A 16,244-nucleotide genomic window follows, 5' to 3' on the forward strand; every position below is an offset into this window, starting at 1 on the left:
CGGCGGGCGCTTCGCCCGACTCGGCGCTCCCCGCGTCAGCTGATGCCGACCACCGGAGCCGGGATCGGGGAACCGCCGGCGGACCCCTGGAACTGGGCGTCACCGAAGTCGAAGATCCCGCCGTCGGACGCCGCCAACCAGTAACCGGCGCCGTCGGAGGTGCCCTCCATCGCGACGATCGGCCGGTTCAGCGCGACGTTGCCGGTCGAGCCGTGGAAGGTGGCGTCACCGAACTGGAAGATCCCGCCGTCGGAGGCCACCAACCAGTAGCCGCCGCCGTCAGGCGTGGCGGACATCCCGACCACCGGCTTGTTTAGGTGGACGTTGCCGGTCGACCCGGAGAACCGGGCGTCGCCGAAATCGAAGATCCCGCCGTCGGACGCCACCAGCCAGTAGCCCTTGCCGTCGGGGGTCGCGGCCATACCGACGATCGGCTGGTTGAGGTGCACGTTGCCGGTCGACCCGTAGAACCGGGCGTCGCCGAACTGGAAGATCCCGCCGTCGGAGGCCACCAGCCAGTAGCCGCCGCCGTCAGGCGTGGCCGCCATCCCCACGATCGGCTGGTTGAGGTGGACGTTGCCCGTCGACCCGTAGTAGCCGGCGCTGCCGAACTGGAAGACGCCTCCGTCGGTGGCGGCCATCCAATAGCCGGTGTGGTCCCGCTTGTCGGCGATTGTTACGATCGGCTTGTTGAGGTGCTGGCCGGTCAGGGAACCGAAGTCGGGTGCCGCCCCGAAGATGTACACCGACCCGTCGGATCCGGCCAGATGGTAGCCCTCGTAGACCCCTCCGGACGCCGCGGCCTGCACCGCCTTGCCGACGTTGAGCACCCCGCCGTTGATCGGGTTGCCCAGCTCCGGGCTGGCGGTCTCGCGCAAGATCGACGTCACCTGCGCCGCGGACAGGCTGGGGTTGGCCGCGATGACCAGCGCTGCCGCGGCCGCCACGTGCGGTGTGGCCATCGACGTGCCGGTGAGCGTCGAGTACGAGGCGGTCCCGGTGTTCCAGGTGGAGACGATGCCCTCGCCGGGAGCCGAGATGTTGGCCGCGGCGCCGAACTCGGAGAACGACGAGGTCACGTCGTTCGCGTTGACCGACGCCACCGACAGCACGCCGGGGTAGCTGGCCGGGTAGGTGTCACCGGTGACGCCGTCGTTGCCGGCCGCGGCGACCACGACGACGTTGTGGGCCTCCGCGTACTGCACCGCGGCCTGGGTGTCGGGATCGGGCCCGCAGTTGGTCGGGTCGGTGCTGCAGGCGCTGTTGCCGAGGGACATGTTGATCACCCGGGCGCCGGCGTTGACCGCGTCGTAGATGCCGGTCACCAGGTCCGCGGTCGAGCCGGTGCCGGTGCCGTCGAGGACCTTGTAGGTCTCGACGTGGGTGTTGATCCCGAGGCCGGCGACCCCGGTGCCGTTGTTGGTCGTGGCGCCGATCGTCCCCGTCACGTGAGTCCCGTGACCGGATTCGTTGCTGCCGGTCACCGGCGGCAGGTCGGTGTCGGGCGAGGTGGCCCCTGCGCAGAGGGTGTCGTCGCCGGCGCACAGGTTCGGGCCGACGGTGACGTTGCCGAGGTCCTGGTTGAGCCCGTCCACCCCGGTGTCGAGCACCGCGACGGTGACCGCGCTGCTGCCGTTGGTCACCGCCCACGCGGCCGGCGCCCCGATCTGGCGGAGGTCAGACTGCGTGACCTGCACCGACCCGGGGCCGCCCCCGTCGAGCGCGGTGCAACCCGACGGCTGGTAGCAGGCGTCGTTGGGGCTGGTCACGTTGGTGGCGTGCACCGTGCGGACCTGGGTGGCGTACTCGACGCCCGGGGCGGCGCGGAGCTGCGCCAGGGTGGCGGCCACCTCCCCGTCTGGGACGTGGAGGGTCCAGCGCCCGCCCGGCAACCCTGCGGGGGTGGATCCGGGCAGCCCGCCCAGCACCGACGACGAGTGGACCGCAGAAGCGCCGGCCAGCTTGACGACGAGCTGCACATCGGGGACCTTCACCGGTGTCGCCCCGGCCGCGCTGGCCGTAGCGAAGGGGGCTAGCAGGGCCAGGCCCATCACCGCCGCGACGCCCACCCGCCTGGCAGTCACCAATGGCACTCGTTGCACCCGCACATCCCCTCGTCGGAGCCGCTGCCGCCCGCAGGTGGGACGGGAGGCGCACCGGCGCGCCAGGGGAAGAGTATGGCGTGCGGGCCGGGAGGTCGTGGGCGCGCCGCCACTGATGGCGCAGGGGCGGAAGGCAGGCGGCGGCCGGCGATGGACGGTGGACGTCGACGGTGGCCGTGGGCTCGGAGGTATCCTCCGGCCATGCCTGATCAGCCGACCTTCTCCCCCACCGCCCAGATGCAGGGCGGGGACCGGTCCCTCGATATCTACGGGCGCCTCCTGCGGGAGCGGATCGTCTTCCTCGGCACCCAGGTCGACGACACCAGCGCCAACCTGATCTGCGCCCAGCTGCTGCTGCTCGCGGCCGAGGACAACAAGAAGGACATCAGCCTCTACATCAACTCCCCCGGCGGGTCGGTGACCGCCGGGCTGGCGATCTACGACACGATGCAGTTCGTCCCCTGCGACGTCTCGACGGTGTGCATGGGTCTGGCGGCGTCGATGGGACAGTTCCTGCTCTGCGCCGGCGAGCCCGGCAAGCGCTTCGCCCTCCCCCACTCCCGGATCCTCATGCACCAGCCGTCGGGCCAGGCCCAGGGCCAGGCCGCGGACATCGCCATCCAGGCGGAGCAGATCATCTACCTGAAGCGGATGATGGCCGAGCGCATCGCCTTCCACACCGGCCAGCCCATCGAGCGGATCGAAGCCGACTCCGACCGGGACCGCTGGTTCACTGCCGAGGAGGCGAAGGCCTACGGCTTCATCGACGCGGTGATCGAGAAGGCCCCCGACGTCACCGAGCCGGCCAACGCCTGAGTCTGACGGCTGACGGCTGGCGCCAGCGAGACCCCTGGTAGGGTCGCCCGGTGGTTGGCAGGCTGGCGATCGTGCCCCCGCGCTTCGGGGACACCGTGGTGGGCGGGTCCGAAGCGGTTTCGAGAGAGACCGCCCTCGGGCTGGCCTCGAGGGGCTGGGACGTCGAGGTCCTGACCACGACGGCCCTCGACCACTACGCCTGGGGCAACGACCTGCCGGAGGGCGAAGAGGAGGTTGGCGGTCTGCGGGTCCGCCGTTTCCGGATGGTCCACCATGGGGGGCGGGCGGGCGAAGCCATCCAGCGCCGCCTGACGGCGGGGATCATGCCGAGCCTGGACGAGCAGATCACATGGCTGAGCTGGCGGTTCCAGGTGCCGGGCCTGTACCACCACCTGCTGCGCTACGCCGACAGCTACGACGCCGTGGTGTTCTCGCCGTACCTGTTCTGGACCACGACCGTCTGCATGCCGGCAGTGGCCGAGAAGGCGGTGGTGGTCCCGTGCTTGCACGACGAGGTCTACGCCCGTCTCGACGTCATCCGCCCGGTCGTCGCCGATGCCGCCTCTGTGTGGTTCCTCTCCGAGCCCGAGCACCTCTTGGCCCACCGGCTGGGCCCGGTGGCGCCCCGCCACACCGTGACCGGGTCGGGGGTGGCGGTCCCGCAAGGCTACGACCCCGACGGGTTCGTGGCCCGCCACCGGCTGCGCCGCCCGTTCCTGCTCTACGCCGGTCGACGCGAGCGCGACAAAGGCTGGGACGCGCTGGTCGACATGTTCGCGGTAGCGGTACGGGAGGTGGGCGTGGACATGGACCTGGTGACCTTCGGCGTGGGCGAGGTGGACCCCCCGGCGTCGATCGCCGACCGGGTGATCGACCTGGGCTTCCTGCCCGACGAGGAGCGCGACAGCGCCTTCGCCGCCGCCACCGCCTACGCGCAGCCCAGCCGGATGGAAAGCTTCTCCCGGACGGTGATGGAGGCTTGGCTCGCCGGCTCCCCGGTGCTCTCGGTGGCCGGCAGCGAGGTCGTCAACTGGCACATCGAGCGCTCAGGTGGGGGCCTCACCTACTCCGACGGGTTCGAGCTGGGCGAGGCGTTGCACTGGGTGGCGGCAAACCCCAACGGCCGGGCCGAAATGGCCGCCGCCGGGCGGCGCTACGTGCTCGACAACTGCACCTGGCCGGTCGTGCTGGATCGGATGGAGGCCGACCTGCGTGCCTGGACATAACCCGGTGGCCGCCAGCCCCGGCGAGCCGCTCGGCCCCCAGGTGCCCGGCACCACCACGCTGGTCTACGGCAGCTACCACCCGGTGCCCGGTCCGGCTGCGTCGGCCACCCGGGCTGAGGTGCTGGCGGCGTGGACGGCGGGCGAGGTGGTCACGGTGGTGTCCCCCCGCCCGTCGGCCGCGCACCTGGCAGTGCGCATCGCCGGCCCGCTGGCCGCCCGGCGGCTCCACAACGTTCGGCGCAAGACCGGCGCCGGCGGCCTGGTGTTCTGCGCGGAAGCTGGCGTTCCGCTGGTCGCCGGGCGCGGGCCACTGGGCTTGGCCAACGCCGTTCTCACCGCCGGGCTCCTAGCCCGGGCCTTCGGCGCCTTCGAGGAGGTGACGCTGGTGGTCACCGGCGATCTGGGCGTCCCCGCATGGGTGCTGGCCCCGCTTCGGCGGGCCGCCACCGAGGTGCGCGGCCCCCATTCCGCCGCCGGGCCGCCCCCCACCCCCCGCCCCAGGGCCACCGGGGAGGACGGGGCGGTGGCCGAGGGACGACGCGCAGTACACGACTACGCAGCCGGCGACCGCCTCCGGGCCGGCGTGGCACAGGTCTCGCCCCTAGGCCCGCCCGAGATCCCGTGGAAGTTGCGGGCGCGGGGGATCGCCGGGGTGGCCGCCCGGCGGCTGCTCGGCTCCCGGGCTCCGGCGGCCCGCTCGGCTTTGCGAGCGTTGCGCTCGGCCGCCGCCGCACGCAGCCGCTGACCGCTCGGTCGGCGAAGGCCGGCTCAGCCCTCGGGCGGCCCCCCCTCCCAGGTTGTGTCCACCCCGGCCCAGCGGTCCCAAACTGCCCGAGGATCGACGGTTCGCTGCCGGCGCATCCTCCGGCGGGACCAAAGCGCCGCGGGCGCGGCGCTCAGAACTGCCCGACGGACCCCGTCGAGGGGGCCGGCGAGAGCGCGACGGCGCAGCTCCGCGGCGGCGACCGCGGCCGGGGCGTTGCGCAGCAGGCACAGGGTCCGGTTGCGCTCGGCCAGGTAGCGAACCCAGGAGGAGACCTGTCCGCCGCTGGTCGCCGACACCCGGTGCTCGACCGTTGCGCCGGCGTCATAGAGGACCCGCATCCCGAGGAGACGGGCCCGCCAGCACCAGTCACCGTCCTCGTAGTAGGCGAAGAACTCGTCGGCCAGCGGGCCGACCGCGGCCCAGGTAGCGCCCCGGGCCACCAGAGCCGTGCCGCTGGCGAAGAAGCACTCCCGGCTGGTGTCGAAGCGGCCGTCGTCGGGGGTCTCGGCACCGAAGTCGCCGAGGACGCCGTCGCGGCGCAAGTACGAACCGGCCTTATTGACCAACCGGGTCACGGGGCCGGAGGCGACGGGTCGGCCGTCGACCTCAACAGGCTCCGGGCTGGGACCGGGCACCGGGACGTAGAACGGCGCGGAGGGCACCGTCCAGCGCCACCGCTCCCCGGCTTCGCCCTCCATGGCGTGGAGGCCTCCGCCGGCGGCCTGCTCGAGCACCTCCCGGCCGCCGGCGCGCACCGAGCGCAGCCGGGTTCCCAGGACGCGGTGGTCGCCGGGCGCCGCGGTGCGGGCGTCGCCGAGGCGGACCTGCTGCCACCACCCGGCCATCAGCACCTTGGGCCCGACCGCGGCGACCCCGGGGTCCTCCAGCGCGGCAGCGGCGCTCGCCACCCAGTCCGGGCCCGCCACTGCGTCGTCGTTGAGCAGCGCCACCAGGGCGCCCCTGGCGTGGCGCAGCCCCACGTTGACGCCGCCCGCGAAGCCCAGGTTGGTCTCCGAGCGCAGGACCCGGGCGCCGATTGGCGCGGCGAGCGCCGCCGCAGCCCGCCCGGCGCTGCCGTTGTCGATGCAGAGCACCTCGACCCCGCCCGCCAGACGCTGACCCAAGGCCGACTCCAGGCACGGGGCCAGCCAGGCACCGGGCTGGTAGGACAGCACGATGACCGTGGCCGCGGGCCGGGCCGGGCCCGTCCCGGCGGCGACCTCGCGCACCGCCGACTGCCTCCCGCTCGCCGTCGCCCTGGACCGGGGGAACGCTTCAGCGGGAGGCGTCAGCGGGGGGCATCCAGGGGCAGTGCGCCCTGCGCCGGCGGCCCCGCCGCGATCCCGCCGGCGGCCGCCAGACGGTCGAGGATCGAGCGCAGCCGGGCCAGCTCCTCGCTGAGGGCGCCGACCTCGGCGGAGAGCCGGGCGAGGGTGCGCCCGAACACCTCGGCGACGTCGTCGGCGGCGTCGCCGTGGTCCCCGACGATCCGTCGCAGCTCGGCGATCTCTTCCCTGGTCACCTGCTCCGCGGCCCCGACCCGCTCGTCAACGAGCTGACGGATGGGGTCCAGCAGGTAGCGGTCACGGGCCTGCCTGGCGTCCACGGGGGCCAACACTACCCGGGGCGTCGCTAGGGTGATCCGCCGTGCGCGACGCCAGCCGACCAGACGACCGCTGGGCCGCCGGCCTGCAGGCCCTCGCCGGCGACCGCCCGGTGGTGATCGTGGAAGACCCCGACGCGACGAAGCCCGAGCCGGCGCCGGCGGGCAGCCTGGTAGTGCTGAGCGCCGCGCTCGAGCGGATGGCGGCCGAGCAGCGTCCGGCGGTGGCGCGAGCGCTCGGCGGCGCCGACGCGGTGCTGCTGTGCCCGCCGGCGGGTGCCGGAGTGCGGGCCGTCTCCCCTCAGTGCCTGCCGGAGTGGGTGGCCGCCTTCGCCGCGGAAGGCCTGTGGCGGGTGCCTGGCGCCGCCCTCGGGTGGCTGACGTCGTGGGGCGTGCTACTCGAGCGCGCCCCACTCGACCCCGCCGGCCTGGCCCTGCGCTACGAGCGGCTGCTCCTGGCCGCGACCGGCCAGCGACGGGCCGACGCCGACACCGCCCGGGTCCTGGCGCTGACCGACCGGGTCATCGGCTTGGAGGCCGAATTGGCTGAGGCCGCTTACCGGCGTGACCAGGCGCAGCTCGAACGGGATGCGACGGTGGAGGCCGAGCGGGCCACGGCGGCCGCGCTGCGCTCGGCCACGGCCGCCCTCGACGCGATGCGGGCCTCGGCGTCGTGGCGGATCGGCCAGGGCGTCGTCGGTCCGCTCCGGCGGGCCGCGGGCAGCGTGCGCCGGCGGGGCGCACCGGGAAGCTAAGGCGCCCCCGGCGCGGCCCGCGCCATCAGGCCGCCTACCATCGTCGCCCACATGCCGACGCCGACCGACGCTCCCGGCCGCACCCCCGAGGTGTCGATCCTGGTGCCGGTGTTCGACACGCCCGAGCCGTTCCTGAGGGCCATGGTCGCCTCGGTGCGGGCCCAGACCTTCGCCGACTGGGAGCTGGTACTGGTCGACGACGGCTCGAGCGCCCCGCACGTCGGCCCGGTTCTCGCGGAGCTGGCCGCCGCGGACGAGCGGATAGTCGTGGACCGCTTGGCGGCCAACGCCGGGATCGTCGCCGCGTCCGCTCGGGCTTTGGACCTGGCGTCGGGACGGTGGGTGGCACTGGTCGACCACGACGACGAGCTGGCCCCCGAAGCCCTGGCCCGCTGCATGGAGGTGATCAGCGCCGACCCTCTCGTCGACATGGTCTACACCGACGAGAATCGCCGCGGCCCGGGCGGGGACATCCCTATGCGCAAGCCGGACTGGTCCCCCGAGCGGCTACGGGCCCAGATGTACACCGGGCACCTGACGGCGTTGCGCCGCTCTCTGGTGTCGGAGGTGGGGGGGTTCCGCCCCGGGTTCGACGGATCCCAGGACTACGACCTGGTGCTGCGAGCCGGGGAGCGAGCCCGGCGGGTGGCCCACATCCCCGAGGTGCTCTACCACTGGCGGTTGGTGCCGGGCTCGGTGGGCCAAGTGGGGAGGCCGGAGGTGTTCGCGGCCGCCCGGCAGGCGGTGGCCGACCACCTGGCGCGCACCGGTGCGCCCGGCACGGTAGAGCAGGTCGACCCGACCGGCGTGTACCGGATCCGCCGGCCGGTGCTGGGCCATCCGCTGGTCAGCCTGGTCATCCCGACCCGAGGCAGCAGCGGAACGGTCGGAGGACGCGAGAGGGTGTATGTCGTGGAGCTGCTGCGGGGGCTTGTAGCCCGCTGCTCGTGGGCCCGCTGGGAGGCGGTGGTCGTCGCCGACACCGCCACCCCGCCCGCCACCGTGGACGCCCTGCGGGCGGTGGCCGGCGACCGCCTCACCCTGGTGCCCTTCGACGAGCCGTTCCACTTCGCCCGCAAGATCAACCGGGGGGCCCTGGCTGCGGCCGGCGACTACCTGGTGGCGCTCAACGACGACATGGATCTCGTCACCCCGGACTGGCTCGAGACGATGCTGGGCCTCGCCCAGCAGCCCGACGTGGGCATGGTCGGCCCGCTGCTGACCTTCGAGGACGGCACGATCCAGCACGGAGGCCTGATGTTCCGGCGCCGCACGCCCGACAACATCGGGCACGGGATGGGCGGCGACGAGCGAGGCCCGATGTTCGGTTTCGGCGTCGAGCGGGAGGTGTCGGGCTGCACGGGGGCCTGCGCGCTGCTGCCCACCGGCGTGTTCCACGAGGTCGGGGGCATGTCCGAGCGGTTCGCGGTCAACTACAACGACGTGGACCTTTCGTTCAAGGTCCGAGCCAGCGGGCGGCGGATCCTCTGGACGCCCTTTGCCCACCTCCGCCACTTCGAGTCGAAGTCCCGCACCGGCGGAGTCGGAGCATCTGAGGTGGCGGCCATCCTGGGCCGCTGGGGCCGCCGCTACGAGGGAGAGGACCCCTACTGGCCGGCGGCACCGGCCGGGCCGGACTGAACCTTCCCGACACCAGGGCCGCCGCGGCTCGCCCTCAGCTCCGCAGCCGCCGGAGCGCGCCCTGCACCAGGCGGCGCGCCAGCACCGTGGCGTCGTGCGCCCACGGCGAGCCGGCAGGCGCCGGCGGCCGGGCCACCCGGTCAGGAGCGGGGCGGGGGTCGGCGCAGAACGCGGCCAGCGGGGCCGCCACCCGATCCCAGCGGAACCGTTCCGCCACCGCAGCGAAACGCTCCGCGTCGGGGCGGTCGGGGGAGGCGAGCACCGAGCGCAGCGCCGAGCGGATGCCGTCCACGTCCCCGGGGGCGACCGCCTGCCCGAGGCCCTCGCCGGCCACCAGGTCGGCCAGCACGTCGCCTCCGGTCAGCACCATCGGCAGCCCGGCCCACAGGTAGTCGAGGACCCGGGTCCGGAACGAGAAGCGCGCCTCGATGTGGTCGAGGTGGGTGCTCACCCCCACGTCGGCGTCGAGCAGGTACGAGGCGCGCTGCTCGTAGGGCACCCAGCCCTCGTTGAAGAACACGTGCCGGTCGCGCAGCCCCAGGTCCAGGGCCAGCCGGCGGGTCTCGGCGGCCATCCGCATGGCCGGGACCGCCGGGTTGGGATGGCCCATACCCAGAAACACGAGGCGCACGTCGGGGACGTCGGAGCGCAGCAGGTCGACCGCCCGGACCAGGGAAAGCGGATCGAACCAGTTGTAGACCCCGCCGGCCCACAGCAGCACCGGGTCGCCGGCTCCGATGCCGGCGATCCGCTCCCGCAGCCTCGGCCCGGTACGCACCGCCGGAGCTGCCGACAGCCCGAAGGGCACCACTGCGATCAGGGCGTCCATCCCCGGCCCGGCGTCGTAGGTGTAGGGATTGACTCGGCCCGCAGACGCCAGCGACCCGAGCCAGAAGTCCCGCTGGCGTTCGGACGCGCAAAGAAAGAAGTCCCCGCGCCGCAGGTGGCGGTCGATGGCCGAGCGCATCGCGTCGACCCGGCGGTCCCGGCCGGCCCGGGTGGCTTCCTCGCCGCTCGCAGCAGCCGGCTCGAGGTTCTCCAGGTGGTAGGGGTCGTACAGGTCGACCACCACCGGGATCGGTGCAGCCTCGATCTCCGGCCACTCGTGGAGCACCCCGGCGGGGACGATCGCCACATCGGCCGAGGACAGAAGCCCCGCCCGACCCGGCCGGTCCGCGGCCACGACCCGCATGCCGGGGTGGCTGCGGGTGACACCGGCGGTCCCGGCAAGAGTCACGTCGTGGTCTGCGGCGAGGACCTCGGCCAGGTGCCACGCCCGGATGGCCGGCCCGGGCATCCGGTCCTGCAGCGGGTCGGTGGCGACCACCAGCACCCGCCGGCGGGTCACGCCGGTAGCGGGCCGGGCCCGCCGCCTTCCAGCCACCCCTCAATGACCTCGATGGTGCGAGCCGACGTCACGGGCAGGGCGTAGGCGGACGCCCGGGCCCGGCCGGCCTTGACCAGGCCGGCGCGCCGGGCCTCGTCGGCCAGCAGTCCGGCCACTGCGTCGGCGACTTCCAGAGGGTCCTTCGAGTCGAGGAGCACCCCCGCGTCGGCGACGGTTTCGGGGAGCGCGGCGGCCCGGTAGGCCACCACCGGCACGCCCAGCTCGAAGGCCTCGAGCACCGGGACGCAGAAGCCCTCGTGCTCGGACATGCACACGAACACGTCGGCGGTGGCAAAATGGGCCAGGAGGGCCGGGGTCGGCAAGCCGTCGAGGATCTCCACCGCGTCGGTCACGCCGAGCTGGGCGGACAGGCGGCGCAAGGAATGCAAGTAGCGCGGAGAGGTGACGCCGCCGACCAGCGTAAGGCGGGCTCGGGGGTCGTGAAACCGGCGGTACAGGGCCAGCGCCCCGATCAGGTGGTGCTGGCACTTGTTGGGCGCGATGCGCCCGACGAACAGCCACGTAGCCCCTCCACCGTCGCGCCGGCGCTGCAACCGGGCGAGCACCGCAGGGTCGGGATCGTCGTGATATCGGTCCAGGTCGACCAGGAGCGGGGCGGTGGCCGTCGAGGGGTAGCCGGCCGCGATCAGCTCCGTCTCGTTGTAGCCCGACACGGCCAGCGCCCGGGCCGCCACCGGCGCCAGCGCCGCCATCTCCTGGCGGGCGGTGACCATGCTGGCGGCCGCCTCGGGCTCCCAGCGAGCGAAATACCGGGCCGGAGTGATGTTGTGATAATTCGCCCACACCGGCTGCCCGGCCGCGGCTGCCTCGGCCAGCCAGGCGGCCATTGGGCTGCCGGTGGACAGCTGGTAGAGCAGCACCCGTCCCTCGCTGCGGGGCGGGCACTCCCGGTAGGGGCGGGCGTCGGCTCCGACGCGGGGGTCGATGTGCTCCCCCCAGATGTCAGAGGGAAAGCCCCGGGCCCGCAGCAGGCGGCGCAGCTCCAGAACGTGGGATCCGATGGCATCGAAGGGGGCGAATCCGGGGACGAACTGGTCGATGCGCTCGACAGGGACGCTCACCGGCGCTCGAGGTCCTCGACGCGGGCCCGCAGCGCCGCAAGCTCGGCGATGGTGGCGGCGCTGGTGCCCTCGAGGCGGTCGGTGCGCTCGATGAGCGCGACGCCCAGCTCGGCGGTTGCCTTGCCCAGGTCGGCCACCTGCTCGCCCAGGTACCGCAGGTACCAGCCGGCCAGACGCTTGACCCCAACCTTCAGGTACCGGGCGGCGGGCGCGACGGAGGCCACCGGCGCGTCGACGTCGACCGCGGCGGCATGCTCCACCAGGGCCAGGGCGGCCTCGGCCTCCCCGCTGTCGGTCGTGCGCGCCGAGAGCCGGTCCATGGCGGCGCGCACCTCGGCCACGTAGCGGTCGTCCTCGGCGCGGCGCTGGTTCACCCGGGCCGCCGCCGGGTGGGTCGCCGACCCACGGTCAGGAGGCGGCCGGAGCGTCGCGCCGATCATGCGGCGTGATGGTCCAGCGCGGCGCCAGCGACACGTACCCGAACTGCTCGTAGATGGATCCCCGCTCGACATCGAGGCGCTGGAGGTTCTGCCGGTGGTCGTAGGTGTGGAACTTGGTCCGGTCGCAGATCCCGACGCTCAGGTCATAGGTGCCGGGCAGGAGGAGGAGCCGGTCGAAGTCGACATCCACGTAGCCCCGGCCTTCGATGGCGTCGGGGATGCAGTCCACGTCGATGGAGTTGGGGCCGCTGATGGGCATCCCCTCGATCGTGCGGAAGGCCAGACCGAAGCCGGGCTGCACGACGCGCTCCGCCGCCTCGTAGTGCATCCGGACCTTCGCGGGGGCTCCGGTGTGGATGCCCTTGAGCGGGGCACCGTCGGGATCCAGCCACTCCACCTGGGTGATCCGGACCTCACCGCTCCCCCACCGGACCTGGCCGTCCTCGTCGATGCGGCGGTCGACCTGCACCTCGCCGGTGTAGGCCTCGATGACGTCGCGAGGAGCGCCGATCTCCTTCAGGTGGCCGTGCTCGAACCACGCCACCTCGTCGCAGAGGGTCTGGACCGAACCCATGGAGTGGGACACGACCACGATGGTCGTGCCGCGCTCCTTCAGCTCCGCAAACTTCTCCGAGCTCTTGCGCTGGAAAGCCTCGTCGCCCACCGCCAGCACCTCGTCGACGAGCAGCACGTCGGGATCCACGTTGATGGCCACGGAGAACCCGAGGCGGACATACATTCCCGACGAGTAGTTCTTCACCGGCTCGTCGATGAACTGACCGACGCCGGCGAAGTCGACGATGTCGTCGAAGCGACGCTCGAGCTCCTTGCGTCGCAGGCCGAGGATCGCCCCGTTGAGGTAGACGTTCTCCCGGCCCGACAGCTCCGGGTGGAAGCCGGCGCCCAGCTCCAGGAGCGCCGACACCTTGCCCCGCACGTCTACGGTGCCGCCATCGGGGACGAGGATGCGGGCCAGACACTTGAGCATGGTGCTCTTACCCGAACCGTTCTCCCCGATCAGACCGAAGGTCTTGCCAGCCGGCACTTCGAACGAGACGTCCCGCAGCGCCCAGAACTCCTCCGCGATCGCCCGCCGGCCGCGCATGACGGCAGCCTTGAGCGACTGGTTGCGCTCGTGGTAAAGGCGGTACTTCTTCGAGACATCCGCCACGGCTACTGCAATGTCAGCGCCCATGGCTGCCGCCAGGCTCCCTTGTTGGCGCAGTCGGGTCGCTCGAAAGCATTCCCGCGAGGGTACTACAGGCCCGGTGCGCGACCGGGGGCGAGGCCTTCTCCTAGGCTCGGTCGCTTCGCCGGAACCCTCCCCGCCCTGCGGGGGCCCATACGTTTGACACCGACCAGGAGGAACCCGATCCACATGACCGCCGGTCCGAGGGTGGTGCTCATCACCGGGGGCGCCGGGTTCATCGGCAGCCGCCTGGCCCGGGATCTGCTGGCCCGCGGCGACCGGGTGATCGTCGCCGACTACCTCCACCCCCAGGTGCACCCGGGGCGGGGGTGGCCGGCGGACCTGCCCCGGGAAGTGGAGCTGGTCCCCTTGGACGTGACCGTCGAGCAGACCTGGGGGACCCTCCTGCGACTCCACGCGCCGTCGGTGGTCGTGCACCTGGCAGCGGAGACCGGCACCGGGCAGTCGCTCACCGAGGCCAGCCGTCACGGCATGGTGAATGTCGTCGGCACCACCCGGATGCTCGACGCTTTCAGCGCCCAGGGTTACACACCCGAGCACTTCATCCTGGCCTCCTCGCGGGCGGTCTACGGAGAGGGCGAATGGACCGCCGCCGCCGGCGGCGGCAGCTGCAACCCGCCGCCCAGGCGGCACGAGGATCTGGCCGCCGGCCGCTGGGACCCCGTCGGCGCCGAGGGGGAGGCGCTGGTGCACGTGCCGGCGCGGGCGGGGCGCACCGTCCCCAACCCGTCCAACATCTACGCCGCCACCAAGCTGACCCAGGAGCTGGTCCTGCGGGCGTGGTGCGCGGCGATGAACTCGCGTCTGTCGGTGCTCCGACTGCAGAACGTCTACGGACCCGGCCAGTCGCCCACCAACTTCTACACAGGCATTCTCACCCTCTTCGCCAGGCTGGCGTCGGCCCACTCGTCCCTCGACGTGTACGAGGACGGCCTGATCCTGCGCGACTTCGTGTTCGTCGGAGACGTGGTGACGGCACTGGCCGCGGCCATCGACCGACCACCGGAACAGTCGCGGGTGCTCGACGTCGGCTCGGGTGCGCCGACCACCATCTTGGACGCCGCCGCCCGCATCGCCCGGATAGCTGGCGCCCCCGAACCCGTGGTCAGCGGCCGCTTCCGCGACGGCGACGTCAGAGCGGCGTCTTGCGACATCGAACCGACCATGCAAGAACTCGGGTGGCAGCCGAAGGTCGGGCTCGACGACGGCCTTGCACAGCTGGTCGGCTGGATGCGCGAGGTCGGGGAGTGACCCTCTCGGAGCTCGCCGCAGACGCCCCCGCCGTGGCCCTGGTCTTCGTCCCCTCCACCGGCTACGGCGACGCCGCCGAGCGCTTCGTCGGTTCAATCCGCTCGATTCAAGGAATGGGAATCCCGCTCGTGGTGGCCGCGGCCGCGGGAGAACCGGTGGACCTGCTCGCGCCCATGGCGCAAGTCACCCTCGAGGTGCCATCGCTCGCCGCCGCCGTCGACGCCCTGGCAGCGGCGGGGTTCCACGCCATCCTGGCCGTGGCGGACGGAGTGGAGTTCCCCGCCGGGCCCATCGAGTCTGCGCTCGAGGTGATGGAGTCGGACATCCGCGTGGCCAGCGTGTGCTTCTGGTCGAACGCCGCCGGCGTGCTCAGCCTCCCCAACCGCAACGTGCCCTGGCTGCAAGCGCCCCTCGGCTTCGACGCCACCACCCTGACCGCGGCGCTGCGTCGCACCAGCCCCGCACTTTCGCCGGTGCCGGTCCTCTACCCGGTCGGAGGGGCCGTGCTGCTCAGCGGCGCCGCTCTGTCCGCCGTCGGTCCCCTCGCAGAGGAGTGCAGCGTCGACGCCCGCTTCGCCGACTTCGGCCTGCGAGCACGCAGCCGAGGCCTCCTGAACTTGCTCGACCCCTCGACCTTCTTGATGCGCCATCCCGACACGACGGGGATCGGCGCCGGCGATCTCACCCCGACCGACCGGGCGTGGCTGGCACACCGCCACCGGATCTTCGGCGCGATGCTCGAGCAGGAGATCGACGATCCGCGCAGCCCGCTGCGCATCGCCCACCAGCGGGCGCGAATCCTGAGCGCGGGCCTGACCGTCACTGTCGACGGCGGCTCGGTCGGCCCGCTTGAGACCGGCACCCAGGTCCAGACCTTGGCTCTCGTCGCTGCGCTGGCCCGCCATCCGGCGGTGCGGCGGGTGGTCCTTCCCCTCCCGGGGCCGGTGCCGGGCTACGCCGCCCCGTACCTGATCGACCGCGCGATCGACGCCCGGCCCGCCACCCCTGTCACTGCATGCGCGGCGGGTAGCGACGTGGTGCACCGCCCCTTCCAGCCCGACTCCCCGATCGACCTCGACGCGCTCCGGGGAGAGGAGCGGAGGGTCCTCATCACCCTCCAGGATCTCATCGCCTACCGGACCGGCTCCTACTTCGTGAGCGAGCGGTCGTGGCTGGAGTACCGGTCCTCGGTCACCGCCGCCGTCGGCGGCGCGGACGGAGTGGTGGTCATCAGCGACGACGTCCGGCAGGCCTGCCGGGCCGAGGCGCTCCCGGTCAGCGAGGAGCGGCTATTCACGGTTCCCAACGGCACCGACCACATGCCTGCCGACGCCGCCGAGCGCCCGCCCGAGGCGCTGCTCGACCCGGCCCTCGTCGGGCGGCCCTTCGTCGTGGTGCTGGGCACGACCTACGCCCACAAGCAGCGGGACCTGGCCGTCCGGGCCCTGCAGCTGCTGCGGGACGGGAGCTACTCGGTGACCGGCATCCTGGTCGGCGCCCAGGTGCCCGTGGGCTCGTCGCGGCGCGACGAGACGCTGGCGCGCCGGTTCGACGACGGCGTCATTGAACTTCCCGACGTGGCGAGCGAGGAGCGCACCTGGCTCCTCCGCCACGCCGAGATGTTGCTCTACCCCACCGCCGCGGAAGGGTTCGGCCTGGTGCCGTTCGAGGCGGCGCGCCTGGGGACCCCCACCGTGGCGGTCAGCTTCGGGCCCCTGCGGGAGATGGGGGGTACGCCACCGGTTAGCGCCGAGTCGTGGGCCCCCGAGTACCTGGCCGCGGCGATGGCCCGGCTGCTGGCGGACCCCGCCCTGCGCACCCAGCAGACCGCGCACGTCCTGGCGGCGGGGACGCCGCTCACCTGGGATGCCACCGCTGCGGGCCTCGTCGCCGCCTACCAGGCGGTCCTGGCGCTTCCCCCGGTGGGCCGGTGACGCCCGGGGGCGTCGCCCTTCCCGGGATCGG

Annotated in this window: 14 protein-coding genes; 7 read left to right on the forward strand and 7 right to left on the reverse strand. The window is 73.1% G+C overall.

Annotated elements, in window-relative coordinates; all coding sequences use genetic code 11:
• Window positions 1-35: 35 nt before the first annotated feature.
• Window positions 36-2,084, reverse strand: a complete 2,049-nt coding sequence (locus K6U06_RS14345; protein ID WP_262322632.1) for a S8 family serine peptidase — start codon at window positions 2,082-2,084, stop codon at window positions 36-38.
• A 255-nt stretch (window positions 2,085-2,339) separates the two neighbouring features.
• Here K6U06_RS14345 and K6U06_RS14350 point away from each other — a divergent pair, with 255 nt between their 5' ends.
• The 3 genes from K6U06_RS14350 to K6U06_RS14360 are packed head-to-tail and all read left to right on the forward strand — an operon-like array spanning window position 2,340 to window position 4,889.
• Window positions 2,340-2,918 (forward strand): ATP-dependent Clp protease proteolytic subunit, encoded by a 579-nt coding sequence (locus tag K6U06_RS14350; protein ID WP_262322794.1) that lies wholly within the window; start codon window positions 2,340-2,342, stop codon window positions 2,916-2,918.
• 50 nt (window positions 2,919-2,968) lie between these two features.
• Complete coding sequence (locus tag K6U06_RS14355; RefSeq protein ID WP_262322633.1) at window positions 2,969-4,144, forward strand: glycosyltransferase family 4 protein; 1,176 nt, start codon at window positions 2,969-2,971, stop codon at window positions 4,142-4,144.
• A 4-nt stretch (window positions 4,145-4,148) separates the two neighbouring features.
• Complete coding sequence (locus K6U06_RS14360; RefSeq protein ID WP_262322634.1) at window positions 4,149-4,889, forward strand: hypothetical protein; 741 nt, start codon at window positions 4,149-4,151, stop codon at window positions 4,887-4,889.
• A 23-nt stretch (window positions 4,890-4,912) separates the two neighbouring features.
• Here the strand turns inward: K6U06_RS14360 and K6U06_RS14365 are convergent, their stop codons facing one another.
• Together K6U06_RS14365 and K6U06_RS14370 are read right to left on the reverse strand one after the other, a co-directional pair.
• Window positions 4,913-6,139: a glycosyltransferase family 2 protein gene (locus K6U06_RS14365; protein WP_262322635.1), complete on the reverse strand. Its 1,227-nt coding sequence runs from the start codon at window positions 6,137-6,139 to the stop codon at window positions 4,913-4,915.
• A 59-nt stretch (window positions 6,140-6,198) separates the two neighbouring features.
• Complete coding sequence (locus tag K6U06_RS14370) at window positions 6,199-6,516, reverse strand: hypothetical protein (protein WP_262322636.1); 318 nt, start codon at window positions 6,514-6,516, stop codon at window positions 6,199-6,201.
• 41 nt (window positions 6,517-6,557) lie between these two features.
• On the opposite strand from K6U06_RS14370, the gene K6U06_RS14375 reads away from it, so the two are divergent.
• Together K6U06_RS14375 and K6U06_RS14380 are read left to right on the forward strand one after the other, a co-directional pair.
• Window positions 6,558-7,268 (forward strand): hypothetical protein, encoded by a 711-nt coding sequence (locus tag K6U06_RS14375; protein WP_262322637.1) that lies wholly within the window; start codon window positions 6,558-6,560, stop codon window positions 7,266-7,268.
• Window positions 7,269-7,319: 51 nt separating this feature from the next.
• Entirely contained in the window at window positions 7,320-8,909 is a 1,590-nt protein-coding gene (locus tag K6U06_RS14380) for a glycosyltransferase family 2 protein (RefSeq protein WP_262322638.1), read from the forward strand.
• Between the two features lie 34 nt (window positions 8,910-8,943).
• Here the strand turns inward: K6U06_RS14380 and K6U06_RS14385 are convergent, their stop codons facing one another.
• From K6U06_RS14385 to K6U06_RS14400, 4 genes are read right to left on the reverse strand one after another with little or no spacing between them, the layout of a single operon-like run.
• Window positions 8,944-10,257, reverse strand: a complete 1,314-nt coding sequence (locus tag K6U06_RS14385; RefSeq protein ID WP_262322639.1) for a glycosyltransferase family 4 protein — start codon at window positions 10,255-10,257, stop codon at window positions 8,944-8,946.
• The gene (locus K6U06_RS14390) at window positions 10,254-11,378 is read right to left on the reverse strand and encodes a glycosyltransferase family 4 protein (RefSeq protein WP_262322640.1); all 1,125 of its coding nucleotides are present in this window, start codon (window positions 11,376-11,378) and stop codon (window positions 10,254-10,256) included. The genes K6U06_RS14385 and K6U06_RS14390 overlap by 4 nt, the downstream gene beginning before the upstream one ends.
• The gene (locus tag K6U06_RS14395; RefSeq protein WP_262322641.1) at window positions 11,375-11,818 is read right to left on the reverse strand and encodes a hypothetical protein; all 444 of its coding nucleotides are present in this window, start codon (window positions 11,816-11,818) and stop codon (window positions 11,375-11,377) included. The genes K6U06_RS14390 and K6U06_RS14395 overlap by 4 nt, the downstream gene beginning before the upstream one ends.
• On the reverse strand, window positions 11,787-13,013 hold the full coding sequence (locus K6U06_RS14400; protein WP_262322642.1) for an ABC transporter ATP-binding protein: 1,227 nt from the start codon (window positions 13,011-13,013) through the stop codon (window positions 11,787-11,789). Before K6U06_RS14400 ends, K6U06_RS14395 begins: the two co-directional genes overlap by 32 nt.
• 204 nt (window positions 13,014-13,217) lie before the next feature.
• Here K6U06_RS14400 and K6U06_RS14405 point away from each other — a divergent pair, with 204 nt between their 5' ends.
• On the forward strand, window positions 13,218-14,279 hold the full coding sequence (locus K6U06_RS14405; protein WP_410051053.1) for an NAD-dependent epimerase/dehydratase family protein: 1,062 nt from the start codon (window positions 13,218-13,220) through the stop codon (window positions 14,277-14,279).
• On the forward strand, window positions 14,276-16,213 hold the full coding sequence (locus K6U06_RS14410; protein WP_262322644.1) for a glycosyltransferase: 1,938 nt from the start codon (window positions 14,276-14,278) through the stop codon (window positions 16,211-16,213). Before K6U06_RS14405 ends, K6U06_RS14410 begins: the two co-directional genes overlap by 4 nt.
• Window positions 16,214-16,244: the final 31 nt, after the last annotated feature.

Origin of the sequence: Acidiferrimicrobium sp. IK (genome assembly GCF_025499425.1) — a bacterium.
Classification (GTDB): Bacteria; Actinomycetota; Acidimicrobiia; order Acidimicrobiales; family Palsa-688; genus Acidiferrimicrobium.